This window comes from Pseudomonas sp. GW821-FHT07G10, from assembly GCF_059418545.1.
Map to the genome: position 1 here is coordinate 221,687 of NZ_JBWKQB010000003.1, position 25,774 is coordinate 247,460.

23 protein-coding genes are annotated in these 25,774 nt (G+C 59.2%); 6 read left to right on the top strand and 17 right to left on the bottom strand.

The genetic code is table 11. The annotated features are described in order from the left end of the window. Positions 1–140: 140 nt before the first annotated feature. From AC07O1_RS06915 to AC07O1_RS06925, 3 genes are read left to right on the top strand one after another with little or no spacing between them, the layout of a single operon-like run. Positions 141–1,385 carry an exonuclease SbcCD subunit D C-terminal domain-containing protein gene (locus tag AC07O1_RS06915; RefSeq protein WP_495088323.1) on the top strand — a complete coding sequence of 415 codons (1,245 nt, stop codon included), beginning with the start codon at positions 141–143 and terminating at the stop codon, positions 1,383–1,385. Next, a complete protein-coding gene (locus tag AC07O1_RS06920) occupies positions 1,382–5,023 on the top strand; it encodes an AAA family ATPase (protein ID WP_495088324.1) in 3,642 nt (1,213 codons plus the stop codon). The genes AC07O1_RS06915 and AC07O1_RS06920 overlap by 4 nt, the downstream gene beginning before the upstream one ends. After that, on the top strand, positions 5,020–5,643 hold the full coding sequence (locus AC07O1_RS06925; RefSeq protein ID WP_495088325.1) for a glutathione S-transferase: 624 nt from the start codon (positions 5,020–5,022) through the stop codon (positions 5,641–5,643). Before AC07O1_RS06920 ends, AC07O1_RS06925 begins: the two co-directional genes overlap by 4 nt. Before the next feature lie 51 nt (positions 5,644–5,694). Here AC07O1_RS06925 and AC07O1_RS06930 read toward each other — a convergent pair whose 3' ends face one another. The 14 genes from AC07O1_RS06930 to AC07O1_RS06995 all read right to left on the bottom strand — a co-directional run bounded on the left by AC07O1_RS06930 (position 5,695) and on the right by AC07O1_RS06995 (position 19,733). Continuing rightward, positions 5,695–5,967, bottom strand: a complete 273-nt coding sequence (locus AC07O1_RS06930; protein ID WP_495011873.1) for a hypothetical protein — start codon at positions 5,965–5,967, stop codon at positions 5,695–5,697. Beyond that, a complete protein-coding gene (locus AC07O1_RS06935; protein WP_495088326.1) occupies positions 5,964–6,176 on the bottom strand; it encodes a hypothetical protein in 213 nt (70 codons plus the stop codon). The genes AC07O1_RS06930 and AC07O1_RS06935 overlap by 4 nt, the downstream gene beginning before the upstream one ends. A 115-nt stretch (positions 6,177–6,291) precedes the next feature. Further along, complete coding sequence (locus AC07O1_RS06940; RefSeq protein ID WP_494991472.1) at positions 6,292–6,417, bottom strand: hypothetical protein; 126 nt, start codon at positions 6,415–6,417, stop codon at positions 6,292–6,294. Between the two features lie 215 nt (positions 6,418–6,632). Then, positions 6,633–6,812, bottom strand: coding sequence for a hypothetical protein (locus AC07O1_RS06945; protein WP_495088327.1), 180 nt, complete (start codon positions 6,810–6,812; stop codon positions 6,633–6,635). A 157-nt stretch (positions 6,813–6,969) separates the two neighbouring features. Beyond that, the gene (locus AC07O1_RS06950) at positions 6,970–8,145 is read right to left on the bottom strand and encodes a lactonase family protein (RefSeq protein ID WP_495088328.1); all 1,176 of its coding nucleotides are present in this window, start codon (positions 8,143–8,145) and stop codon (positions 6,970–6,972) included. Beyond that, positions 8,132–8,425 (bottom strand): DUF5629 family protein, encoded by a 294-nt coding sequence (locus tag AC07O1_RS06955; RefSeq protein ID WP_494991469.1) that lies wholly within the window; start codon positions 8,423–8,425, stop codon positions 8,132–8,134. Before AC07O1_RS06955 ends, AC07O1_RS06950 begins: the two co-directional genes overlap by 14 nt. Positions 8,426–8,647: 222 nt before the next feature. Beyond that, positions 8,648–11,053, bottom strand: a complete 2,406-nt coding sequence (locus tag AC07O1_RS06960; RefSeq protein ID WP_495088329.1) for an efflux RND transporter permease subunit — start codon at positions 11,051–11,053, stop codon at positions 8,648–8,650. Positions 11,054–11,072: 19 nt separating this feature from the next. Further along, entirely contained in the window at positions 11,073–12,125 is a 1,053-nt protein-coding gene (locus AC07O1_RS06965; RefSeq protein ID WP_495088330.1) for a WD40/YVTN/BNR-like repeat-containing protein, read from the bottom strand. Positions 12,126–13,199: 1,074 nt separating this feature from the next. Further along, complete coding sequence (pepN, locus tag AC07O1_RS06970; protein ID WP_495088331.1) at positions 13,200–15,869, bottom strand: aminopeptidase N; 2,670 nt, start codon at positions 15,867–15,869, stop codon at positions 13,200–13,202. A gap of 12 nt (positions 15,870–15,881) precedes the next feature. Then, on the bottom strand, positions 15,882–16,712 hold the full coding sequence (locus tag AC07O1_RS06975) for a DUF2797 domain-containing protein (protein WP_495088332.1): 831 nt from the start codon (positions 16,710–16,712) through the stop codon (positions 15,882–15,884). Next, positions 16,709–16,969: a YeaC family protein gene (locus tag AC07O1_RS06980; protein ID WP_494991464.1), complete on the bottom strand. Its 261-nt coding sequence runs from the start codon at positions 16,967–16,969 to the stop codon at positions 16,709–16,711. Before AC07O1_RS06980 ends, AC07O1_RS06975 begins: the two co-directional genes overlap by 4 nt. Before the next feature lie 36 nt (positions 16,970–17,005). Continuing rightward, the gene (locus tag AC07O1_RS06985; protein ID WP_495088333.1) at positions 17,006–17,875 is read right to left on the bottom strand and encodes a rhomboid family intramembrane serine protease; all 870 of its coding nucleotides are present in this window, start codon (positions 17,873–17,875) and stop codon (positions 17,006–17,008) included. Then, positions 17,872–18,843, bottom strand: coding sequence for a metallophosphoesterase (locus AC07O1_RS06990; RefSeq protein ID WP_495088334.1), 972 nt, complete (start codon positions 18,841–18,843; stop codon positions 17,872–17,874). Before AC07O1_RS06990 ends, AC07O1_RS06985 begins: the two co-directional genes overlap by 4 nt. Next, positions 18,843–19,733 (bottom strand): NAD(+) kinase, encoded by an 891-nt coding sequence (locus tag AC07O1_RS06995; protein WP_419115794.1) that lies wholly within the window; start codon positions 19,731–19,733, stop codon positions 18,843–18,845. Before AC07O1_RS06995 ends, AC07O1_RS06990 begins: the two co-directional genes overlap by 1 nt. Here AC07O1_RS06995 and AC07O1_RS07000 point away from each other — a divergent pair. Then, entirely contained in the window at positions 19,725–20,786 is a 1,062-nt protein-coding gene (locus AC07O1_RS07000; RefSeq protein ID WP_495088335.1) for a DUF1853 family protein, read from the top strand. The two genes, AC07O1_RS06995 and AC07O1_RS07000, sit on opposite strands and share 9 nt — an antisense overlap. A gap of 158 nt (positions 20,787–20,944) precedes the next feature. On the opposite strand, the gene AC07O1_RS07005 is transcribed toward AC07O1_RS07000, so the two are convergent. Then, complete coding sequence (locus AC07O1_RS07005; protein ID WP_495088336.1) at positions 20,945–21,502, bottom strand: NADPH-dependent FMN reductase; 558 nt, start codon at positions 21,500–21,502, stop codon at positions 20,945–20,947. Positions 21,503–21,687: 185 nt separating this feature from the next. Here AC07O1_RS07005 and AC07O1_RS07010 point away from each other — a divergent pair, with 185 nt between their 5' ends. Continuing rightward, positions 21,688–21,924, top strand: a complete 237-nt coding sequence (locus AC07O1_RS07010; RefSeq protein ID WP_494991458.1) for a hypothetical protein — start codon at positions 21,688–21,690, stop codon at positions 21,922–21,924. Between the two features lie 88 nt (positions 21,925–22,012). Next, a complete protein-coding gene (locus AC07O1_RS07015; protein ID WP_495088337.1) occupies positions 22,013–22,906 on the top strand; it encodes a LysR substrate-binding domain-containing protein in 894 nt (297 codons plus the stop codon). Here AC07O1_RS07015 and AC07O1_RS07020 read toward each other — a convergent pair. Beyond that, positions 22,872–23,489 carry a GNAT family N-acetyltransferase gene (locus AC07O1_RS07020; RefSeq protein ID WP_494991456.1) on the bottom strand — a complete coding sequence of 206 codons (618 nt, stop codon included), beginning with the start codon at positions 23,487–23,489 and terminating at the stop codon, positions 22,872–22,874. The two genes, AC07O1_RS07015 and AC07O1_RS07020, sit on opposite strands and share 35 nt — an antisense overlap. 14 nt (positions 23,490–23,503) lie before the next feature. Beyond that, positions 23,504–25,759 (bottom strand): Orn/Lys/Arg family decarboxylase, encoded by a 2,256-nt coding sequence (locus AC07O1_RS07025; protein WP_495088338.1) that lies wholly within the window; start codon positions 25,757–25,759, stop codon positions 23,504–23,506. Between the last annotated feature and the right edge of the window lie 15 nt (positions 25,760–25,774).

The following is a 25,774-nucleotide window of genomic DNA, read 5'->3' on the forward strand; positions in this document are numbered from 1 at the left end:
GGAATAGCGCGACTCTCCTACGGTGGTCGCGCGAATCCACATCAACCGCGCCCTCGCAGTTTTTTGCCAGTAAACTCTTTGCCCTTTCGCCGCTATCATTTTTCCCGCGGCCACACCTCATTTTTCAAGCGGAGTTTGCCTTGCGTCTGTTTCACACCTCCGACTGGCACCTTGGGCAGAACCTGCACGGCCAGGAACGCGACTTTGAACACGCCTGCTTTCTCGACTGGCTGCTTCGCCAGCTTGGTCTGGAGAAGCCCGATGTCCTGCTGATCGCCGGCGACATCTTCGACACGGTCAACCCGCCGGTCAAAGCCCAGGAACGCCTTTACGACTTCATTGTCAGCGCCCACGAGCAACAGCCATTGCTGACCATCGTGATGATCGCCGGCAACCACGATTCCGGCTCGCGCATCGAGCTGCCCGCGTCCTTGATGCGGCGCTTGCGCACTCACGCGCTGGGTCGGGTGTTGTGGCTCGATGACGGCCAACTGGATGCCGAGCGCCTGCTGATCCCTTTGCCCGATGCAACCGGAGAAATCGCCGGCTGGTGCCTGGCGCTCCCTTTTTTGCGTCCGGCAGAAGTCACCGGCGCGCATTTGGGTGACGACTACCTGCGCGGTATCGGCCAGGTTCATGAATGGCTGATCGCCGCCGCCAACGCCAAACGCCAACCGGGTCAGGCGCTGATCGCCATCAGCCACGCGCACATGGCCGGCGGTTCGGTTTCGCAAGACTCCGAGCGCAGCCTGATCATCGGCAATGCCGAAGCGTTGCCCGCCAGTCTGTTCGGGCCGAGCATCAGCTATGTCGCCCTCGGCCATTTGCACAAACCGCAAAAGGTCAACGGTGAGGAACGCATTCGTTACAGCGGTTCGCCGATTCCCCTGTCGTTTTCCGAGATTGGTTATCAGCATCAGATTCTCGACATCGAACTGGCAGGTGAAACCCTGCTCAGTGTCGAACCCCGGCTGATCCCCCGTGCCGTCAACCTGCAACGCCTGGGCCCTTCGCCATTGGCCGAGATATTGAGCCAGCTGCAAGACCTGCCGAATATCGATCTGCTGGCCGATATCCAGCGCCAACCCTGGCTGGAGGTGCGGGTTCGCCTCGACGAGCCGCAGCCGGACCTGCGCCAGCAAGTGGAAACAGCGCTGCAAGGCAAAGCCGTGCGCCTGGTACGAATCGCCGCCGAATACGCCGGCAATGGTGACTGTGAAGGCGCCGATGAAGGCAGTCAGCTGATCGAGCTGGACCAACTCACGCCCCAGGAACTGTTCAGCCGAGCCTGGATGGACAGCTATGGCAGCGAGGTCGACGAACAGACCCTCAACGACTTCGCCGTGCTGTTGCAAGACGTTCAACTGGAGAGCGAACAGCCATGAAAATCCTCGCGATCCGCTTGAAAAATCTCGCCTCGCTGGCCGGCCCCTTTGAAATCGACTTCACCGCCGAGCCCTTGGCCAGCGCCGGCCTGTTCGCCATCACCGGGCCTACCGGCGCCGGCAAAAGCACCTTGCTCGATGCCTTGTGCCTGGCGCTGTTTGGTGCAGTGCCGCGACTCAACAACACCGGGCGCGACGCCAAAGTGCCGGATGCGGACGGTGAAATTGCCACGGGCGATCCGCGTACGCTGTTGCGTCGTGGCACCGGTGACGGTTATGCCGAGGTGGACTTTCTCGGTATCGACGGTCGTCGCTATCGCGCACGCTGGGAAGCCAACCGGGCGCGGGAAAAAGCCAATGGCAAACTGCAAGCCAGCCGCCAAAGCCTGCGCGACCTGGACACCGATCAACTGCTGGCCAGCCAGAAAGGCGAGTACAAAACCCGGCTCGAAGCGGTGCTGGGCCTGAACTTCGAACAGTTCACCCGCGCGGTGATGCTTGCACAGAGTGAGTTCAGCGCCTTCCTCAAGGCCGATGACAACGACCGCAGCGAGTTGCTGGAAAAACTCACCGACACAGCCCTCTACACTCGCCTCGGCAAGCGCGCCTTCGATAAAAGCAAAGACGCCCGCGAAGCCCACAAGCTGTTGCAAGACCAGGCCACAGGTGTCACGCCGCTGGAGCCCGACGCGCGCGCCGAGCTCGATCAGCGTTTCAATGACGCTCAACAGCAACTCAAGACGCAACAGGCGCAACTCAAACAACTTGAGTTGCAGCACACCTGGCTCAATGAACTGCGCCAGTTGCAAGACGGCCAGCAGAGCGCCGCCGAGCAGCTGCAGCAAGCCAATCAACATTGGCACAGCCAGGCCAGCGAGCGCCTGAATCTGACCCGCCTGGAGCAACTGGCGCCGCAGCGGCATCAGTTTGCCCGCCAGACAGAACTCACCGCCCAGCTCAATCCGCTGGCGGTACAAATTCAGCAACACAGCCAGCAGCAGCTTGAACTGCAAACCCGTCAGGGCCAGCTCGAACAAAACCTGCTGGATGCTCAGACCGCCCTGGCCGACGCACAAGCCCGACAAACCGCTGGCGCGCCACTGCTACGTCAAGCATTTGAAGAACAAAGCACCCTCGTGCGCCTGACCAAGGATCTGGGCCAAGGTGCAGCGCTCAAGCAACAAACGGAGCTGGCCTGCACCCAAGGGCAAAGCGCAATCCAGGCCATGTTCGAGCAACAACGTCTGGTCGCCGAGCGCCTGACTAAAATCGCCGAACAACTTGAACACAGCGCGTCTCTGGCACCGCTGGGCGAAGCCTGGAATGCCTACCGCGATCGTCTGCAACAGTTGGTGCTAGTCGGTAATCGTCTGAATCAGGGGCAGGCCGAACTGCCTCAACTGGAACATCGCGCCGCCACCGCCGCGCAGCAACTGGGCGAGCAACGCAAACAGCTCGAACTGCTCTACCGCGAAGCCGCCGCCGAGCCTGAAGCGGTGGCCGAGCAGATCCAGATTCTCGGCAGCCTGTTACAAGACAACCGTAAGCAGCAGCGAGCCTTCGAAGAGCTGGCGCGGTTGTGGGCCAGCCAGCAACAAATGGATCAGCGAGCGCTGGAACTGCAACAGCGCCAGCACAGCGCGCAACAAGAACGCGAGCGCCTGACCCACGAGGGAGTTCAGGCCAAGGCCGAGCTGACGGTTGCCGAGCAAACCCTGAACGTCACTCTCCAACTGCTGGAGCGTCAGCGCCTGGCTCGCAGTGCCAGCGTCGAAGATCTGCGCGAGCAGTTGCAGGACGACCAGCCCTGCCCGGTCTGCGGCAGTCACGAACATCCTTACCATCAGCCTGAAGCCCTGCTGCAAAGCCTGGGCCGTCACGACGAAGGCGAAGAAGCCAATGCGCGCAAAGCTGTCGATACGCTGAAAGCAAAGCTCGATGAGTTGCGTTCCGACGTCGGCGGCGTTATCGCCCGGCAAAAGGAACTGCTGCAACAGCTGGAGCAGCTCGCCCCCCAGCGACAAGCGCTGGCCCTGAGCCTGGAAGCGCACCCGCTGTGGGTGCAACTATTGGCCCAGGACACCGGCAAGCACGATGCCTGGCTCAATCAGCAAACCAGCCAGCTGAACCAGAGCATCGCCCAGGATGAACAGCGCCAGAATGCGCTGCTGACCTTGCAGCAAGACGCCGCACGCCTCCAGCAACAGCTACGCACCGCCGAGGAGGCCAGCCAGCAGGCTGCCCAACAATTGGCCGAACAACAACGGCAACTGGCCGCAGACCGCCAGCGCCTGGAGGAAGAGCTGTCAGCCTTCAGCACCCTGCTCCCGCCCGATACGCTAGAAGGTTTGCGCCGGCAGCCAGCCGCGACCTTCATGCAGCTCGATCAGCAGATTGCCCAACGCCTGGAACACCTTGAGCAGCAGCGCGACGAGCTCAGCGAACAGCAGCAGCGTCAGCAGTCGCTGGATAAGGAACAGGATCGTCAGCAACTGCGCACGCAGCAATCCGACGCCGCGCAACAGCAGTTCACCGCCCTCGCCGATCAGCAGCAAGCCTGTCAGCAAAAACTGCGTGGGCTACTGGGTGAACACGCCAATGCCGAGCAATGGCAGGAGCAACTGGATCAAGCCGTCGAACAGGCACGCAACGCCCAGACAATGGCCGACCAGGCGCTGCAAGAAACCCGTAGCCAACTGATCCAGCACGGCGCGGACCTGAAGGCCAAGCAAGAGCGCTTGCACTCCCTTGAGCTAGAGAGCCGAGAGTTGAGCAGCAAAATCGCCGACTGGCGCCAGCGGCATCCCGAGCTGGACGACGGCGGTCTGGAACAGCTGCTGGCCTTCGACGACGAGCAGATCAGCCAGTTGCGCCAGCAGTTGCAACACAGCGAAAAAACCATCGAACAAGCCAAGGTTCTACTGCATGAACGCGAACAGCGCCTGCACCACCACCAGGCGCAGCACAATGGCAACCTCGATGCCGGCCAGCTGGCCAGCGCCCTGAGCGAACTGCAAAGCCAGTTCACCGCCACTGAACAACTCAGCGCCGAACTGCGTGCCCGGCAAGCCGAAGACCAACGCCGGCAGAACGCCAATCAGGTACTGGCGCAACGCATCGCCCAGGCCTACAGCGAATGGCAGCGCTGGGCACGGCTGAATGCCTTGATCGGCTCGGCCACCGGTGACACCTTTCGCAAGATCGCTCAGGCCTACAATCTTGACCTGCTGGTGCATCATGCCAACGCGCAATTACGTCAACTGGTGCGCCGCTATCGCCTCAAGCGCGGCGGCAGCATGCTCGGTCTATTGGTGATGGATACTGAAATGGGTGACGAACTGCGCTCGGTGCATTCGTTGTCCGGTGGCGAGACGTTCCTGGTCTCCCTGGCGCTCGCCCTGGGCCTGGCGTCGATGGCCTCCAGCACGCTGAAAATCGAATCGCTGTTTATCGATGAAGGGTTCGGCAGTCTTGATCCTGAGTCGCTGCAACTGGCGATGGATGCACTCGACGGTCTGCAGGCGCAAGGGCGCAAGGTCGCGGTGATTTCCCACGTGCAGGAAATGCACGAGCGAATCCCGGTGCAGATTCAGGTCCGCCGCCAAGGCAACGGCCTGAGCACACTGGAGGTGAAATGAGTACGCCGACGCTCTATTCCTTCCGTCGCTGCCCGTATGCGATGCGTGCGCGCATGGCCCTGCGTTATTCAGGCGTGAGCGTGAACATTGTCGAAGTCAGCCTGAAAGCCAAGCCTGCCGAAATGCTCGCGCTGTCCAGTAAAGGGACGGTGCCGGTGTTGAACCTTAATGGCCGGGTAATCGAAGAAAGCCTGGAGATCATGCGCTGGGCGCTGGAACACCATGATCCGCAGGATTGGCGGCTCAAGGACGACCTCGCGGCAGAGCAAGCGAGCGCCGCGCTGATCGAAGAGAACGATCAGGTGTTCAAGCGCTATCTGGATCGCTACAAGTACGCCGATCGCTATCCGGAGCAGCCAATGGAGCATTACCGCGCGCAAGGTGCCGTTTTTTTACAGAAGCTCGATGACCTCTTGCACAAGCATGCCTATCTGGCCGCCGATCACTTGAGCCTTGCGGACATCGCCCTTGCGCCGTTCGTGCGCCAGTTTGCTCATGTCGATCAGCACTGGTTCGCACAAACGCCGTATCGGCATTTGCAGGCGTGGTTGCAGCGATTTCTGGAGTCAGAGTTGTTTATCGGGGTGATGGCCAAAGAAGCTGCGCCACAAAACCCGTAGCAGCAGCCTGGCGGCAGCTGCTACAGAAGGCTCGTCGCTCCTGATATCGGCTTAAGCCACCACAGGCTCGGCAAACACACTGCACATTTGCAACGCCGAGCAATCCACTTTGAACGGGCCGAAAAATGCGGCTTTCGGCTTGATCGGCGGATTACCCGCCAGCAGCCCCAACGCCTTGGCGGTTTGAATGTTGTGGGCGATGTTGTGATTGCACTCGATGGCCCGGGCCAAAGAGCCCGCTGAACCCTGCCCGATCCCCAGCAACGAAGAACCGTTGGTCAAGAACGCCAGGAAGGCAATGACCCAAAGCTTGCCTCCTTTCATAGCGTCGCCACTCCCACAGTCTGTGCCTGTTCGGCAGTGACGCTTTGTGCGCGATGTTCGAATTGAATGGCTGGGTAAGCCACTTGAATCGGCGCGTCGATCCAGGCTTTAGTCTGTGCCGACAGCGTGACCACGATGATTATGGCCACGTACAAACCGATCGCGACGTACGCACCGTGTTTGGCAGAGGTAAGAAGTGTGCTGGCCATGGGATTCTCCGTGGGCGTTGAAACATGCCCACAGATTCGATCAAAAAACCGGCAATGAATAGCGACCTTTGTGCATAGTAGCTATCAGCTTTATTGATCTTTAATCCGACGTGTTTTAGTCCTGCAGCAAGCTCATTAACCGCTCGCGCGCAGCATCCGGCTCGTCTGGAACAGGCTGGGCAGCCGACAAAATGGGGGTGGAATAGAGGAACAGAAGAACCACTGCCAGACGCATAACCATGCTGTCGATCCCTTGGAGAGATTGAGTCAATAAATTAGCGTCAAATTTAAACACATGGCCATGTGATATTACCAAAGGAATTTGCACTCGGCGCACAAATCAACAGCACAGCGATTTATGCAGGAGCGACATCACTCTTGGTCCCGGTCGACGAAAATAATCGCCGATCGGAGTAAGTGACTTCGCTCCTGCATAAATTCTTCAATGCCGAGTTTTCAGTGTTGGATCTTGTGATCCAGTGCGGCGTAGAAGTTGGCGCTTTGTTGCAGGTATTTCTGGGTGTACGTATGGGTGCTGGATTTTCTATTGCTGATCTCAACGCTGGCACTGGCTGGCAAAGCCACGGTAGCCGAGATAGCGGAAGCAGCGATGACGGAGAAGAGATTGAAGTTCATGGCGGTAACCCTCGTGAATTCAGTTGGCTTGCTTGCCCGGGTGGGCCGTGAAGCAAACTTACGCCCGAGGTTCGGCGCGTTGAAATGCTTTGCAGCAGTAGCGAATATCATCGTCATTAATAGAAGTACGCAGGCCCCGACCTTCGGGGCCTGCGGCCTATTGACACAGCAGAAACCTGATATCGCTGGGGGAATCGAAAGGCAGTTTTTGTACGGTTTTGCCTAACAAACCAGTCTTGGCGTCCCGCTCCAGCACGACGATATGGTTGCTTTTCTGGTTGGCAATCAACAAGAACTTGCCGCTCGGATCTAGGCTGAATTCGCGCGGATGATCACCTTCTACCGAGCGTCGCTGGATTTCCTTGAGCTCTCCCGTCGCAGGATCAACGGCAAACACCAGCAACTGATTGGCGCTGCCACGGTTGCTGACGTAGAGAAATTTGCCATCCTGCGACGCATGCAGCGCGCCAGCGGCTTTCTCTTGCGCAGGCCGGTTGGCGGCCAGGTCGACCATCTGCCGCTGCACAAGCTTGCCTGCCTGATAATCGAACACCACTACTTGCGCGCTCATTTCCATCGTCAACCAGGCATGCTTGCCATCACTGCTGAACAGCAAATGCCGCGGCCCGCTGCCCGGTGGCAATTGCACCGAAGCTGGCGTAGCGGCGGTCAACGGCAGCTCGGGGCTGGCTTTGGGGTCATAACGGTAGACAAAGATCTTGTCCGCCCCCAGGTCACTGGCAAACACAAACTGACCGTCCGGCGATGACACCGCCGAATGCACATGGGCTGACATCTGCCGTTCAGGATTGACCCGACTGGACGGATGACTGCTGAGTTGCACCGGCGGTGCCAGCTTGCCATCAGCCGCCACAGGTAAGACCGCGAGGCTGCCACCCGGATCTTCCAGCACCGAATAGTTACTGACGAACAGGTAGCGCCCGTCGGCGCTCAGACTGGAGTGAGTCGGCTCATTGCCCAGGGACTGGACCTGATTGATCAGGTTTAGCTGATGGTTCTTCGGCTCAATAGAAAAACTGCTGACACGGCCGACCGGATCGGTCTGACCGGGGCCGTTCTCGTTGACCACAAACAGTCGCTGCTGATCCTTGGACAGGGTCAACCAGGACGGGTTGGAGCTCTTCACCACCTGCAACGGCTTGGCATCGAGCTGACCTGTGCGACTGTCGAACTGCAGGCGATAGAGGCCCTGGCTCTGGCCCTGGGTGTAGGAACCGACCAACAGCTCATAGTTATCAACCGGTGCTGCCTGCACGGACATCGCCCCCACACTTCCAGCCATCAGCAATGGCCAGAAGTCACGCATCCTCATGCTCGTCGTCCTCTTCGTCTCCGGCGCTGAATGCGCTCATGCACACCAGTCGGTGTTCGCCGGAGTCGCCGGTGATGGTCCAGCTTTGCAACGTTTCATCAAAGGTCGCGGCTTGAACCTGGGCCACGCTGAAACTCCAGCGTTTGGCTGCCCGGCCGTCCATGCATTCGATCTGCAACTGGCTGTCATCGAGGGAGAAATCAAAAGCATGCAGCCCGTCGATTTCCAGCATGTCGCAAGTTTGGAGGGCGGTCAGCAAGGTGTTGGTAACGGCAGTCATGGCGATCAATCATCAATTGGAAAGGTGCAATGATAGCCCATCAACGAACTTCACTTCCCGCGCTGATCGTTCCCACGCTCCCGCGTGGGAATGCCTCACTGGACGCTCTGCGTCCGCTCTTGTGACGCGCAGCGTCACGGGCTGCATTCCCACGCAGAGCGTGGGAATGATCAAAAAAAAAAACCGCAACCTGAGTTGCGGCTTTGTTGTTTCAGCTAACCCTTAGTGGGCGAACAACGAATTACCCTTCTGCCCGGCCAGGCTCGAAGGCTTGATCAGGAAGCGCGCCAGCGCTGGCAACAGCCACAACGCGCCAAACATATTCCACAGCAGCATGAAGGTCAGCATCAGGCCCATGTCGGCCTGGAACTTGATCGCCGAGAAGATCCAGGTGCAGACGCCGATGGCCAGGCACAAACCCGTGAACAGCACTGCTTTACCGGTGGATTTCAGGGTCTGGTAATAGGCTTCCTGCAGCGGCAGACCGGCACGCAGGAAACTTTCCAGGCGGCTGTAAATGTAGATGCCGTAGTCGACACCGATCCCCACGCCCAGCGCCACCACCGGCAAGGTCGCGACTTTCACGCCGATCCCCATGAAGGCCATCAGGGCGTTTCCGAGCACCGAGGTCAACACCAGCGGCAGCACAATGCACAAGGTTGCCGCCCAGGAACGGAAGGTAATCATGCACATGGTCGCCACGCAGGCGTAAACCAGGATCAGGATGGTCAGCTCCGACTCCTTGATCACTTCGTTGGTGGCTGCTTCGATCCCGGCGTTACCGGCCGCAAGGATAAACTCCAGGCCATCCTTGTTGTTCTCTTTGGCGAACGCCTGCACCGCCTGCACCGCGCGATCAAGGGTTGCGGCCTTGTGGTCGTTGAGGAACACCAGCACCGGCGCCAGCGAGCAACTGTTGTTGTACAGACCATCAGCTCGAGCGATGGAGTTGTTCAACACATCCGGGTTGCGCGACAGGGTTTCCCATTTCAGGTTGCCCTCGTTCATGCCCTTGATCATCTGTTTGGAGACCGTCACCAGGGAAATCGCCGACTGCACGCCCTCGGTGTTCTGCATCTTCCACATCAACTCATCGATCGGCGCCATGGCTGCATAACGCGAGCAGCCTTCCGGAGCAGTCTTGACCATCACCACCAGTACATCGGAGCTGGTGGAGTAGTTGCTGATGATGAAGTTGTTGTCCTTGTTGTAGCGCGAATCAGGACGCAGCTCCGGCGCACCTTGATCGAGGTCGCCGATCTTCAGGTTCTGGCTATACCAGAGACCGCCGCCGAAGGCCAGCAGGGCCAGGACGATCGACACCGGCGCAACTTTCGGGCTGGCAAAGTTCGACAGCACACGCCAGAACGGATGCTCACGCACTGCGTCTTTCTTGCTGCGTTCGACGGCGCGCCTGCTGATGCCGACATAGGAAATCGCCACCGGCAACAGGATCAGGTTGGTGAACACGATCACCGCCACGCCGATGGACGCGCCGATGGCCAGTTCGCGAATCACGCCGATATCGATGATCAGCAAGGTAATGAAGCCCACCGCATCCGCCAGAATCGCGATCATCCCCGGCAGGAACAATTGCCGGAAGGTACGTCGCGCCGCCGTCAGGGCGTTGTCGGCCTCACTGGATTGCAAGGCGATGCCGTTGATCTTTTGCACGCCGTGGGAAATACCGATGGCGAAAATCAGGAACGGCACCAGCATCGAATACGGGTCCAGCCCAAAACCGAAGGCGTGCATCAGCCCGAGTTGCCAGACCACCGCCACCAGCGTGGTACTCAACACAGCGATGGTGCTGCGCAGGCAGTTGGTGAACCAGTACAGCAACACCAGGGTGATGATGAAAGCGACGCCGAAGAACATCACCACCATGATCAGGCCATCAATCAGGTCGCCGACCTTCTTGGCGAAACCGACGATGTGGATCTTCACATTGGGGTTTTGCGCTTCGAACTTGTTGCGGATTTTCTCTTCGAGCTCGTGGGAGAATTTCTGGTAGTCCAGCGCGAGCAACTTGCCCTGGTCTTGCGGGTCCGGGTAGGACTCCAGCAACGGGATATCGACGATACTCGACTTGAAATCGTTGGCGACCAGCCGACCGACCTGACCGGACTTGAGCACGTTATTACGCAGCAGTTCGAGGCTGTCGGCCGAGCCGTTGTAGCTCTGCGGAATCACCTCACCACCGGCGAAACCTTCCTCGGTCACTTCGGTCCAGCGAACGCTGGGGCTCCACAGCGACTTGAGACCGGAACGGTCAACACCGGAGATGTAGAACACCTCGTCGTTGATCTGCCGCAAGGTCTCCATGTACGTCCTGGAGAAAATGTCGCCATCAGTGGCTTCCACCGAGATCCGCACGGTGTTGCCCAGGTTGGCCAGATCGTTGCGGTGCTCAAGCATCTTCTCGATGAAGGGGTGCTTGAGCGGAATCATTTTTTCGAAACTGGTGGACGGCCGGATCAGCGTCGCCTGCCAGAACAGGAAAACGCTGACCAGCAGGCAGATGACGATCACAGCCGGGCGGTTGTTGAAAATCAGACGCTCGAGAAACGTCGCCTTGTCCTGGTGATGACTGCTGATGGAAATCGTGTCTTGTTGATGACTGCTCATGGAAATCCCCGCCTTCTTATTATTTGCCCAGCTCAGCGCCGGTTGGCGTGGTAGCGTGAACGCCGCCCTGTCCCACCAGAATCAAGTTGCCGTTGCCCGCCGCCGTGACCGCCGACAAGGAAATGCGGTCTGGTCGATTGAATACGCTAAAGGTCAATCCATCGTCGTTGCTGCGTACCACGCTGCCGCCGTTGCCGACGATGACCAGTGAACCGTCGTCGAACAACGTCGCACCGGACAGACCGAATTCGAGTGCACCGCGAGCAGCCTTCAGCTCCACCGGCTCCCAGGTACTGCCGAAATCAGTGGAGCGGAACAGGTTGCCGCGCAAACCATACGCCAGCAGTGTGCCGGACTGGCGGGTACCGATCACACCGAACAGCGAGCCGTGATACGGGCTTTCCAGGCGCTCCCAGGTTTGCCCCCAATCGGCGGAGCGGAACATGCTGCCCTGCTCGCCGACGATGAACAGACCGCAATCCTTAACCGCCGCGATGCCGTTGAGGTGGTACTGGTCTTCGTTGTTCAGGCGATCGCTGGCATCTTCCCAGTTCTTTCCGCCGTCGGTGGTCTCCAGCAGTGCGCCATAGGCGCCCACGGCAAAGCCGTTGCTGGCGTCCTTGAACCAGACATCGAGCAACGGCGCTTCACGTTTCAAGTCTTCGAATTGTTTGGTCCAGGTGGCGCCGCCGTCTTCACTGGCAAGAATCTGCGCGTCATGCCCGACTGCCCAGCCGTGCTTGTCATCGACAAAGAACACCGCCGTCAGCAGCTGCCGAGTCGGCACTTTGGCCTGGGTCCAGGTCTTGCCCTGGTCATCGGAATAGAGAATGTGGCCGCGATCACCCACCGCCACCAGACGCGCACCGGCATGCACAACGCCAAGCATCAGGCCTTTGGCGGACTTTGCGGATTCAATCGAATAGACAGTACCGGCCGCCGCCGTGGCAGCAGCCTGGACAGGGGCCGACAGAGCGGCAACTCCCAACAGCGAGAGCGCTGTAGCCAGCAACGCGAATCTGCGTAACGCCGGCGGGCGGCAAAAAACCACACCCATGACAGGCTCACTCATAGACCTTTCCCCCATTATTATTGTTAGGTCATTCAACCTTTCAGGGCGCCGCTCAGGGCGTTTTTTCTGATTTGCGGTTTCGGATGGTTGTCCTGAAAGCTGCAATCTAGAGCCCCCTCTGAAGCTGACCTATCCTATCCAGCTTTGGAAAGGTCTGACAATCGACGCCACGTTATCTTTTGTTAACCCGGCGCTTTGGAGGAGTGCCTGAATGGCAAGACATTCGCTGTCATGATGAATAACGGCCGTGTCGCACTGCCCCTGGAGCGAGACATGCCCGCGATAGCGGCGGTGCGTTCACTGTTGATTTTGACCGGGTACATATCCGTTTCTGCGGTAACGGATATGTACACCTGTAACAGATTGGTCGGCTGTCAGGCCGCCATATCGCGGGCAAGCCATGCTCCCACAGTTTTGATTCGCATACGTCTGCGAGAGCTAGGTCGACTGTCAGGTCGCCATCGCGAGCAAGCTCGGCTCCTACAAAAACGGCAGAAAGGTAGAGCGGCATACACCGCCCCACCACTCAACAGGCCGAGCGTTAGCTCGCCTGCCGCTTTTGATCTTGATCTACCCGCCCCTTCGGCAGGCCGAGCGGAGGCGTTCATCAGGGGGTGGGCGCGAAGCGCCGTTCGACGAAGTCGAACACATCGAGAGGAGGTCGAAGCGAAGCCGACCGGAGGCGATGCCCCCTGATGAATGCCGGAGCGAGGGAACACCGAGCCTAGGCGAGGTGCCGTACGCTTGGGGCAAGCCCTTTTGGGTCCTTTTGGGGCGTTTGCCAAAAGGGCCTCGCCGTAAGGGCGAAACCCTAAGCGGCCGTTACCGCAGGAATGGATATGTACACCAGCAAGAGCCAGGCCGGCTGTCAGGCCGCCATCGCGAGCAATCGAGCGTCGACCGGCTGCTCCCACAATGGATTGGTGTACATCTGTGAGAGACAGGTCGGCTGTAAGGCCGCCTTCGCGAGCAAGCTCGGCTCCTACAATGGATCGTGTACATCCGCAGGAGCCAGACCGGCTGTCAGGCCGCCTTCGCGAGCAATCGAGCGTCGACCGGCTGCTCCCACAGGGGTCAGGCCAGGCTTTTACTGACCACTTCGAAGACATCACTCGAAAGCTCACCCGAAGCCAGAATCCGCTCCAGCTCCCCCTTCATCAACGCCTGGCGCGCAACATCGTACTTGCGCCAGCGAGTCAACGGCGCCAACTGCCGTGAAGCAATCTGCGGATTGAACCCATTAAGCTCAATCACCAAATCCGCCAGGAAACGATAGCCAGAACCATCCGCAGCATGGAAATTGATCAGGTTCTGCCCGGCAAACGCCCCGACCAACGCACGAACCTTGTTCGGGTTCTTGATGTTGAACGCAGGATGCTTCATCAGCTCCTTCACGCGCTGCAAGCCGCCCGGCAAACCACTACCCGCCTGGACACTGAACCACTGATCCATGACCAACGGGTTGTCTTTGAAGTTTTCAGCGAAGGTCGCCAGGGCCTTGGCCTTCTCTTCAACGAATGGCGAGTTGACCAGTACCGCCAGCGCGGTCAGGCGCTCGGTCATGTTGTCGCAAGCATCGAACTGCTCGAGGGTCGCAGCCAGAACTTCCGGTTTGTCGCTGAGCATCAGGTACGACAGCGCGATGTTCTGCAGGCTGCGACGGGCGAAGTGCTCGGCCTCGGCGATGTAGGCAGTCTTTTTCGACAGCTCGCGATTGGCCTGATAGCGCTGCCACAAACCATCGAACAGGCTGTCAGCCAATTGCTTGCGAGCGAATTCGCGAGCGGCATGGATGGCATCCACGTCGGCCACTTCGCTGATTTCGGTGAGGTAGGCTTCACTTGGCAACGAAAGCATTTCCGCGACCATGGCCTGATCCAGCGTCTCGTCCGCCAGCACTGTGCGCAAAGCCTTGACCAGACGTTGATCCAGTACCAATGCAGTGCCTTGTTGATGCTGAGCAATCAGCTCCTGCAACACCTGCACCGACAATTGCTGGCCGGCTTCCCAGCGATTGAAGCCATCGCTGTCGTGTTGCATCAGGAACATCAACTGGTCGCGATCGTACGGGAAGCTCAGCTTCACCGGTGCCGAGAAGCCACGCAGCAAGGATGGCAATGGCTTTTCAGTGATGTCGACGAAAGTGAAGGTTTGCTCTGCTTCGGTCACCGACAGCACACGGGAGGTACCGTCAGCGGCGGCTTCACCGACCAGGCGTAGCGCAATGGCGCCACCCTTGGCATCCAGCAGACCGAGTTCGACCGGGATCACGAACGGCAGCTTTTCAACCTTGTCCGGGGTCGCCGGGTAGCTCTGGCGGAAGGTCAGGCTGTAGGTTTTCGCTGTGCTGTCAAAAGCCTCGCTGACGGTCAGACGCGGCGTACCCGCCTGGCTGTACCAGCGTTTGAACTGGGTCAGGTTGACGCCGTTGGCGTCTTCCATGGCTTTGATGAAATCGTCACAGGTCACAGCCTGGCCGTCATGGCGCTCGAAATACAGGTCGCTGCCTTTGCGGAAACCTTCGTCACCCAGCAAGGTGCGAATCATCCGCACCACTTCCGAGCCCTTTTCGTAGACCGTCAGGGTGTAGAAGTTGGAGATTTCGATAAAGCTTTCCGGGCGCACGGCGTGGGCCATGGGGCCGGCGTCTTCGGCGAATTGGTGAGTGCGCAGGTAGGCCACGTCCTCGATGCGCTTAACGGTGCGCGAGTTCATGTCGGCAGAGAATTCGGCGTCGCGGAACACCGTGAAGCCTTCCTTGAGCGACAGCTGGAACCAGTCGCGGCAGGTCACGCGGTTGCCCGACCAGTTGTGGAAGTATTCGTGAGCGACCACCGCTTCAACGCGCTGGTGCGCAGCGTCGGTAGCGGTTTCGGCGCGAGCCAGCACGCAGCTGGAGTTGAAGATGTTGAGGCCCTTGTTCTCCATGGCCCCCATGTTGAAGTCGTTGACCGCAACGATCATGAAGATGTCCAGGTCGTACTCGCGACCATAGACCTCTTCGTCCCAGCGCATGGATTTCTTCAGGCTGTTCATGGCGTGCTGGCATTTGTCGATGTTTTCCGGCTCGACATAAATACGCAGTGCAACAGAGCGTTCGGTCATGGTGGTGAAGGTGTCTTCAACGCACCACAGGTCACCGGCCACCAGCGCGAACAGGTAAGCCGGCTTCATGAACGGGTCTTCCCAGGTCGCCCAGTGCCGACCGCCCTCTTGCGGACCGCTGGCAATCGGATTGCCGTTGGACAGCAGTACCGGATAGCTGTGCTGCTCGGCGCTGACCGTCGTGGTGAACTTGCTCATCACGTCCGGGCGATCGAGGTAGTAAGTAATCTTGCGGAAACCTTCGGCTTCGCACTGGGTGCAGAACATGCCGCTGGATTTGTACAGGCCTTCCAGAGCGGTGTTGGTTTCCGGGTGGATCCTGACGCTGGTGTCGACGGTGAACGAAGCGCTCGCCGGATGCAGGGTCAGGTGATGCTCTGTCAACTGATAATCGGCGGCTGTCAGGTCGCGGTCAGCCAGTTTCACCGACAGCAGCTCCAGCTGCTGGCCATCGAGCACCAACGGCGGCAGGCCCGCAGCGCCGTCCAAAAGGCAGGCCGGGTTGCGGCGCATCACCAGTTGCGCATGGACCAGGGTGTGGTCCTCGAACAACTCGAAGGTCAGGTGCGTCTCGTCGATCAGGTACTCAGGCGCCTGATAGTCCTTCAGGTAGATCATCTTCGGTTGTTCGGTGCGCATGCTGGAGTCCTTCTACTGATGCACGGCGAGTTGATAAGCCGTGTACTTGCGAATATTGATAACGCCGGTGTCGAAAATCAGGTACTGACCCTTGATCCCCATCAGCGTGCCTTCGGCAATCGGGTTCTTGTCCAGGTTGAAGCTGACGATCCTGGCCGGGTACTGCTCGACCGGATAGCGGATTTCAATCGGTTCGACATCGCCAATCACCTGAATAGCCTGCAGGCCGAAGCGCTCCTGCAAACCCAGCAGACCTTCGGCACAGCTATCGAAAAGCTGCTCGCGAACCTGTTTGAGGTCCACCGCCTCGGCATCACCCTTGAGCAACGCACGCCAGTTGGTTTTGTCTGCCACCTGACTGCGAAACAGGTCTTCAACGAAACCCGATTGCTGACGGGTCGATACCCGCATGATCGGTAACGCCTGGCTGGCGCCCTGGTCGAGCCAGCGAGTCGGCAGCTGAGTCGCACGGGTGATTCCGACTTTGATCCCCGACGAATTGGCCAGATAGACCACATGATCGGTCATGCAGAACTGCTCGCCCCAGGCCGGTTCGCGACAGGTGCCAGCGTCGTAGTGGCAGCGCTCCGGACTCATGATGCAGATATCGCACTGGGCCAGCTTGGTCATGCACGGGTAGCAGTAGCCCTGGCTGAAACTGGTTTTGGTCTTGCGCCCGCAATGAGTGCAGTGGATCGCCCCCAGGTACTCGAGGCGCACTGTGGTGCCGATCATTGGATTGACCGGCACCTCGGTATCGCCAAGACGAAAGGCGTATTGAACGACCGACGCTTCGAGGCGCGCCGACATCTTGCTGATTGCACCGCGGCCAATCTCGATCAATGGATGGCATCCGACTTGAACAGGATGTTCGGTACTGGCGCCGACTTGGAGCTGCACTCCTGCGGGCCCATGTAACCGGTACGTTGTTCTTCCGGCAGATTCTGGATTTCCCAGGCAATCATGGCTTGCAGCGAAAGCGCTTTTTGCTCGTCCGTCAGCTTGCCGCCGTCGGACCATTTGCCAATCTCTACCGCCAGTTTCAGGCTCTGGTAGATGTGGGGGGTGATGTTTTTGATCATTTCGTTAAAAGAGGACATCAGGTTCTCCGCGCTCTTTATTCAAATCGCAATTTTTTAGACGGCCAGTTTACGTCGGCTGAACAAGCCACCCAACAAACCGGTGACGCATCCGACGAGCAACCCGCCGATATGCGCCGCATTGGCAATTTCACCGAAACCGATCATCGAGATCAGTCCGGACATACACAGCAGCAGCCACACCAGCATCATCACCAGCACCCCACGGGGCAGGCGATAGGCCGGGTTCGGCGACAGTAATTGGTAGATCCAGCAATGCCCCAGCAGGCCGTAAAGCACCCCGGACAGCCCGCCAAACAAATTCGGACCGCTGAAATAATATTGAGCGTAATTGGACACCAGGCCGAACAATAGCGTCAGACCCAACAGGTTGATGCTGCCCTGGCGAATCTCGATACGCCGCCCCAACTCCCAGTACCACATGCCGTTCATGGCCAGGTGGAGGATGCCGAAGTGGATCAGCATCGGTGTCACCAAGCGCCACCACTGCCCCGCTGCAAGGCTGTCGGCCAGTGGCGTGAACTGGATGTACTCACCCGCCACGCGGAACTCGAGGAAGGTCAGCCAGCGCAGGGTGCCGAGGTTTTCGCCGAGCATCGTCACGCCGCCAACGATCAGGCACAAAAGCAGGATCAGTGCGGTTACGGGGCTGTAGCGCAATTGCTCGACAAAGCCCGGCTGCATCGTGGCCTCGGCCACCGGGATGTCCAGCTGCTGATCGGGATCGCCGGCCGGGAAACGCTCGTACAGCGAACGAACGTCATCGCTGATGCTATCGGGAACCCACAGCACCTGCTCGCCGGCCTCTTCGCTGACCCTGTGCGGCACTTGCATGCGTTGCAGCAGTTTGACGAAACCACTCAGGTCGACCGCCAGCGGCAGGCGCAATACAGCGACGGCACTCATTGCATGACCTCTGGACGTTCGACATTGACCCAGACGAACTTGCGCGGATCGAGGCGGGTTTCCTGGTCCAGTCGATAAGCAACCAGTTTGCCGTAGAGCACCGCACTGTAGTCCAGGCAGGCCAGATTCGGCCGGATCGGTGCCGGTTTTCCGCTGCGCCAGTAGTGGCCGACAAACAACAGTGGCTCGTCGATGCCATAGCGCAGCAAGGTGTCTTTCTGGGTAGCGGACAGCGGTGTCCGGGCCACTGGCTCGGGTAAGGCGTCGGGTTGGAACACAATGTCTCCGTAGGTTTGCGGGTCGTCTTCCCAGAACTTGGTACGGAAGAACGCCCGGGTCAGGCCGTCACCGCTGGTCATGGTCAAGCCGTGAGGCAGACGCATGTCGGTGCCGCGCAACAAACGATCGAACACCGTGCAGGCAAAACTGCCGGGCACAGCGGCGGCCTGGAGGAAGTGCTCGTCGATGCAGCCATCGGGATGCAGCGCCCGCAACGGCTCGATCAGCCCGGCATCCCAGCAGGCATGCACCACGCGAAAGCGCCCGGCGTCGACAAACAACGGCATCTTGTAGAACCACTTGAGGAAGTCATGCCAGTCCGCCGGGTGCTGAGCGAATTGGGTCAGGGTTTCGTTGATCAGCCGAGCATGGCGCGGCGTGTGTTCGCGCACGTATTGCTTGCCGCTGCCCGGAGGAGCCGGCGTACTCCAGCCCAGAGCGTTGAACTCATGGTTACCCATGATGCACAGCGCCTGACCGGCTTCGCTCATGTCGCGGACGATATGCAGTGCTTCCCGGATCCGCGGGCCACGGTCGATGACATCGCCAAGGAATACCGCCATTCGCGAGGAATGGCGCCAGACACCGCCCAGTCTTTGGTACCCGAGCCGGTCGAGCAAATGCTCAAGAGTATGAGCGCAACCGTGCACGTCACCGATCAGGTCGTAGCTACGCGCGGGATCGAGCATCAGTCGCCTCCACCACCCAACCGGCTGCCCCAACCGAGCTTGGTCCGGCACACTTCGTAGTAGTTGTGGTCCAGAGGATGGATCAGGCGCAGTTTTTGCGCCTTCTTGCTGATGGTGATGGTGTCGCCGGGCGCACAGGTGAAGTGATTCTGGCCGTCACAGGAGACTTGCGGGTATATCTGCATATCCTTGGACACAACGATTTTCAGCTCACTGTTGCCATCGACCACAATTGGCCTTCCAGACAAGGTATGGGGGTACATGGGTACGATAACAATGGCATCGAGTTTGGGATGCATGATCGGCCCGCCTGCCGACAGCGCATAAGCGGTCGAACCGGTCGGCGTCGCGATGATCAGGCCGTCGGCCTTCTGGCTGCAGACGAACTGGCCGTCGATGTACAGCTCGAACTCGATCATCCGCGTCGACTTGCCGGGGTGCAGCACGACGTCGTTGAGCGCATCGCCCTGGCCGATGGCCTCGGCGTGGCGGCGGACTTCGGCTTGCAGCAGGAAGCGGTTTTCCACCAGGTAATGGCCGTCGAGCACCTCAGCGACCTTGACCTCCAGCTCGTCGGGGCGGATATCGGTCAGAAAGCCCAGGCTGCCACGGTTGATCCCCAGCACCGGCACGTTATGTCGCGCCAGAGCCCGGGCGGCGCCCAACAGGCTGCCGTCACCGCCGACGACGATCACCATGTCGCAGACTTCACCGAGCATTTTGCGTGAGGAAGTTTGCAGGCCGTGGCCCGGGAGGACTTCGGCGATGGTGTCTTCGAGGATCACATGCAGGTGCCGCTCGAGCAGAAACCTTTTCAGCCGGCGAACCGTGTCGAGTACCTGGGAACTGCCCAGGCGACCGATAATGCCGATATTACGAAATTGCTCCATGGGGTTCCTGCAAGGTTCTGGGACGGGCGAAAAAGTCGATTATGGGCGAAACCTGGCCGCAGACAAAATCCTTTCCGGCACATAAACGACTATGCTCGCAGAATGATCCTGTTTCCCGGCTTACTCAACCTACCCCGCCAGTTGCGTCATCCCGAAGTGCGCGACCTGGCCTGGGTCATCCTCGCGCCGCCAATGCTCAGTGAAACGCCTTGGCCGCAGCGCCACCCTCTGGCGGGCAGCGATTGGGTGCAGGCCCCCGAACAACTGGTGCAGTGGCTCAAACAGCTGGATCGCGACAGCGGCCCTTTGCGGCACTGGCTGGCCCTGGGCCCGACCCGGCGCCTGGGCCTGTATTACGAACGCCTGTGGCAATTCGCCGTGCAGCACGCCCCCGGCGTCGAATTGATCGCCGCCAATTTACCGATCCGCCGTGAAGGCCACACCCTGGGCGAGCTGGACATGCTGCTGCGCGACCGCGATGGCGTGCATCATCTGGAACTGGCGATCAAACTCTACCTGGGACCGCAGCACGGTGACGGTCATGACACCGCGCAGTGGCTCGGCCCCGGTTGTCATGACCGACTGGACCGCAAACTGGCGCACCTCAGCCAGCATCAGTTACCGATCTCCGCCCGCCCCGAAAGCCGCGAAGCACTGGCGACACTCGACATCCTGCACTTCAGCGCGCAGTTGTGGCTGGGGGGCTATCTGCTTTATCCGTGGCCGGGCAAGGCTCAGCCACCGACCGGCGCCCACCCGCAGCATTTGAACGGCCGTTGGTTACACCAGCGTGACTGGCTGACATTTGTCGTTGAAAGGCCGCCGGGGCGCTGGCAACCCCTGCCCCGTCACGCCTGGCTGGCACCGGCGCATTACCCTACCGATCAGACGTGGGACGCTGACCGACTGGATGCCTGGCTGGCCGATCTGGAACCACAGGCACCCGCACAGTTGCTGGTGCGTCTGACGGAAAACTCCGCGGGCGACTGGGAAGAAGCCGAGCGGCTGTTTCTGGTGGCTGATCTTTGGCCGAATGTGCCCGGGACGGGTTAAGCCTTTCAGCGTCTGGAAGGGCCTCTTCGCGGGCAAGCCTCGCTCCTGCAGAGATCCGGATCAGCCCAGCATGGTGTGATCGACTCCAACCCCGTACTCAACGACGCCATCGCCGGCAAGCCGTGCTCCTATAGATGATCCATGCGTGACAGCGTGCTTCAGACCTTCTTATGCTGCTCGACCCAATCCCCGTAGGCATCGATAAATTTCTGCAATAACGGCCGGATAGCCTCTGAAGGCTTGCCCGCTTCGTCGAATGCAGAGCCTGCATGACTCAGATAGGCTTCGGGTTGCTGCATGCACGGCACGTTGAGGAACACCATAGACTGACGCAGGTGGTGATTGGCGCCAAATCCACCGATAGCCCCCGGCGAAGCGCTGATCACGGCGCCCGGCTTGCCGTTCCAGGCACTTTTGCCATAAGGACGGGAACCGACGTCAATCGCATTCTTCAATACACCCGGCACGGAGCGGTTGTATTCCGGGGTTACGAACAACACTGCGTCGGATGAACTCACCTGTTCTCGGAAAGTGCTGTAGGCTGCCGGCGGTGACGCGTCAATGTCTTCGTTGTAGAGCGGCAGATCACCAATCTCGATGATGTTCAGTTTGAGATTGGCGGGCGCCAGGTCTGCCAATGCCAGCGCGACCTTCCGGTTGATCGACTGTTTTCTCAAGCTGCCGACCAGAACTGCAATCGTATAGACGTTGCTCATTGAGGATTCTCGACTAACTGGCTATAGGAGCCTGTAGTTATAGATGATTCAGGGGGCATGACAACCAATTTGGTTCGAGGATTCGGCCCCCACGACTATTTTTTTCCTGCAGGAAAACTTACCCCGCCCAACTACGGTCTACAGAGCCGCAAATTGAGTGATTTATCTCCAGAGGTTCTAAGCAGATGGCAGCAGTACTCGTCGGACAATTCCATGCAAGAGACGCGCAAGGCCGTGTCTATTCAGTGCATGAGTTCCAGGAATCCACCCCCTCGCAAGACAGCCTGACTGGCTCGCAGCCTGTTACCACCTATCGCCTGGCCATTGGTGACCGGGTCAACAAACTGGATGACAACCAATTCATGCTGGTTCAAACAGGCGTTACCATCGTTCGTGAGCCCCAAACAACGATCTCCTCATAACATGCGGTCATGAGCAGAAGTCATATGCGCGGACTTGGGTTAGGATTCAGTCACTGAATCCCTCACCTGCTGGACATGGACTTCAAGCATGCGTTTACGTCATATCGAAGTGATCCAGGCGCTCCTGCAAACCAGTCATCTGGGCACTGCTGCCGAGTTGCTGCAATTGCCGGTGGCCGAGGTCGAAGCGATCCTGCGTGATACCGAAGACCAGCTGGGCTTCATGCTGTTCGCCAGTGTGCGCGGGCGGCTGCAAGCCACTCGCGAAGCACGTGAGCTGCAAGTCGGGATCACCCGCGTGTATGAAGCGCTTGAGCCCGTGCAGCGACTGGCCAGTAGCCTGAAGCAGTATCAGGCGCCTCCTTTGCGGATCATCTGCACGCCAGCGCTTGCGCAGCAATTATTGCCGCAGAGTGTCGCAGCGCTGCGCCGAAGATTTCCCGATGCACCTTGTAGCCTTTCCAGCCAACCGACCCGCGACATCGTCAAAAGCCTGTTATTACGGGAAAGCATTCTGGGTTTTAGCCTGTACGACCCCGACCACGGCGACATCCATTGCGAGGTTGTTGCTCAAGGCAAACTGCAACTGCTGGCCCCCCATGGCTGGCTGCAACCCAAGCAGAAGTACATCTCCCTACAGGACCTGGCGGGCCAGTCAATGGTCGGCCTGGAAGGTCATGAGCCGCTTAGCGTGATGTTCGACAGCAAGCTGCAAGCCTTGCGCCCGGCACCGGTGATTCAGACTCGGGTACAGACCTACCAAATGATGCGCAGCATGGTCGAGGCCGGGGAAGGCCTGGCCATCGTCGACCCGTTTACCGCCATTGGCGCACGAGCCGGCGGTCTTGACGTGTGCCCACTGTCACCACCCGTGCCGATCACGCTCTACTCCCTTGCGCTCAAGAACAACACGCCCTCGCCCGCCTTGCAGGCACTGCTGGAAATTGTCACGGAAAAAGCCGAGGCGATGCTGGCAGGTTGATCGTCGGCTTATCCTGCGGATCTTCAAACAAGCGATACCAGAAAATCGCCACCTCGCAGGTTTGCGGATCGATCCCGCGATAGCGCAGATGATCGATCCCACCGACCACGTAACCGCAGCGCTCGTACAGCCGACAGGCCCCCAGATTATTGTTCTGGGTTTCCAGCATGATGCCCGGCAATTTCTTCTTGCGGCTCCAGAACTGCGCGACATCCAGTAAAGCCTTGGCCACACCGTGTCGACGCGCGGGTGCATGCACTGCCAGCTCATCGATATGGGCAAAGCCATTCCAGTTGGTGCTGACCACGACATGCCCAACCGGAAGATCATCGAGATAGGCCATGAAAATTGCGCTATCGACCGCGTCGCGGTAACTGCTGAACTCCTGCGGATCAATGCCATAACACTTGCGATAAGAGGTGACCTGCTCCAGCGGCCATTGATCGACACTTTTGTCGATTTGCGCCGAAGCATAAACACTCACGTCAAAACTGAAGTCGCTGCCCCAGACGTAGGTCGCGAAACCCTCATCGGCAACGCGCACGGACAAGCCTGGGTGCTTGGGATTGATGACAGGCCGCATGGCAGGAAAAGTCCTCAAACCTTGATGCAATCAACGGTGTAGCAACGCCCATTGCCTAGGTCTTCGTGCTGCAAACCATGCACGTCCGCGACAAAGCCGGGAAAACTACTGTTGAAGGTGCGAGCGAACGCCAGGTAATCGATGATCGAGCGGGTCGCTTCAGTGAAGCGCTCGCCGGGCATGATCAGCGGAATGCCCGGTGGATAGGGTACCAGCATCACGGCGGCGATCCGTCCATTCAGGGCGTCAATGGAGACGGCTTCAACCTCGCCACGCACCAGTTGGTCATAGGCGTCGGCAGGTTTCATGGAGATTTCCGGGAGTACGGTGTACATGCGTTTGAGGTGCTTGGCCGTGGCATTGCTGCGATAACAGGCATGTAGCTGGTCACACAGATCTCGCAAGCCCATTCCCTGATAACGGGCAACGTCCTGTCTCGCTATGCACGGCAGGCAGGTGGCGAGGCTGACGTTGGCGTCGTAGTTGCGTTTGAACTCCAGCAACTCGGTGAGCAGCGTGCTCCACTTGCCTTTGGTAATGCCCATGGAGAACAACACCAGAAATGAATACAGACCGGTTTTCTCCACCACCAATCCGCGCTCCCAGAGAAACTTGCTGACCACCGCTGCCGGAATGCCACGCTCGCTCAACGCGCCACCGGCGCTCAACCCAGGCGTGACCAGCGTGACCTTGATCGGATCGAGCAGTACGTAATCTTCGGCAATGTCGCCAAAACCGTGCCAGTCCGCTTCGGGCTCAAGCAGCCAGTCAGAGGTGATAACCCGATCGATACCTTCAACCGACGGTGGCTGCCAGATCGAGAACCACCAGTCATCGGCGGCGATATGCTGACGCAGATTGGCCAGGGCACGACGGAAACTCAGCGCCTCATCGAACATTTCCTGCAGCAGCGAACGGCCCGTCGTACCTTCCATCATCGCGGAAGCAACGTCCAGAGAGGCGATGATGCTGTACTGCGGCGAAGTGGAGATATGCATCATGAAGGCTTCGTTGAAACGATCACGGTCCAGTTTCCGCGCACCGCCGTCCTGCACATGGATCATCGATGCCTGACTGAAAGCCGCCAGCAGCTTGTGCGTGGAATGGGTGGTGAACACCAGGGGGCTATCGGCCGTGCGCGATGTCCCCATGCCGTAACGCCCGGCAAAGAACTCGTGAAACGCCGCGTAGGCATACCAGGCCTCGTCGAAGTGCAGCACCTCGACGCTGTTACCCAGCGTCTGCTTGATCAGCTCGGCGTTGTAGCACAGACCGTCGTAGGTCGAGTTGGTGACCACCGCCAGCTTGACCTTGGGCGGCCGGCCTTTGGTCAACGGGCTGGCATCGATCTTGGCCTTGATCGATTCAGGACTGAATTCGCTCAGTGGTATCGGCCCGATGATCCCCAGTTCATTGCGCTCCGGACACAGGTACAACGCAATAGCACCGGTCATGATGATCGAGTGCAAAACCGATTTGTGGCAATTGCGATCCACCAATACCAGATCGTCGCGCCCGACCATCGAGTGCCAGACAATTTTATTGGCCGTTGAAGTGCCATTGATCACGAAAAACGTGTGATCGGCGCCAAAGTTCCGTGCAGCGCGAGCCTCTGCCTCAGCCAACGGGCCGGTGTGGTCCAGTAACGAGCCCAGTTCCGGCACCGAAACCGACAAATCCGAACGCAGGGTGTTTTCCCCGAAAAACTGATGGAACGCCTGCCCCACCGGACTCTTGTGATAGGCAACGCCACCGCCGTGACCGGGAGTGTGCCAGGAGTAATTGGAGTCTGCGGTGTGTTGCACCAGCGCTTTGAAAAACGGCGGCAGCAGGCCATCAAGGTAACTGCGTGCGGCCCGCGCTACTTGCCGCGCGAGGAACGGTACAGTGTCTTCGAACAGGTAGAGAATGCCGCGCAGTTGATTGAGCTCACTCATGGCGTCGGCCGGGGCGTTTTCCAGAGTGACCTGCTCGCCCAGCGCGAAGATCGGCAGGTTCGGCGCGCGGACACGGGCCAATCGGATCAACTCGGCCATGTTCTGTAGCAGATGGGTGTTTTCTCTGGCATCTTCGGCCGCAATCAGCATGCAGGCCAGGCCGTGATGGGTCGAGGCGACCAGTCGCCCCTCGGTGTAATCCACCGCGCAAACGATACTGAAGCCTTCCTGCTCCAGTTCCCTGGCGATCCCGCGGACCCGATCACCGGCAACGGTGTCGGCCTTGATGTCTCGGTGCACGATAAGGACGGGAAATTTCAAGTCTTTATACATGGGGCTCGACGTCCT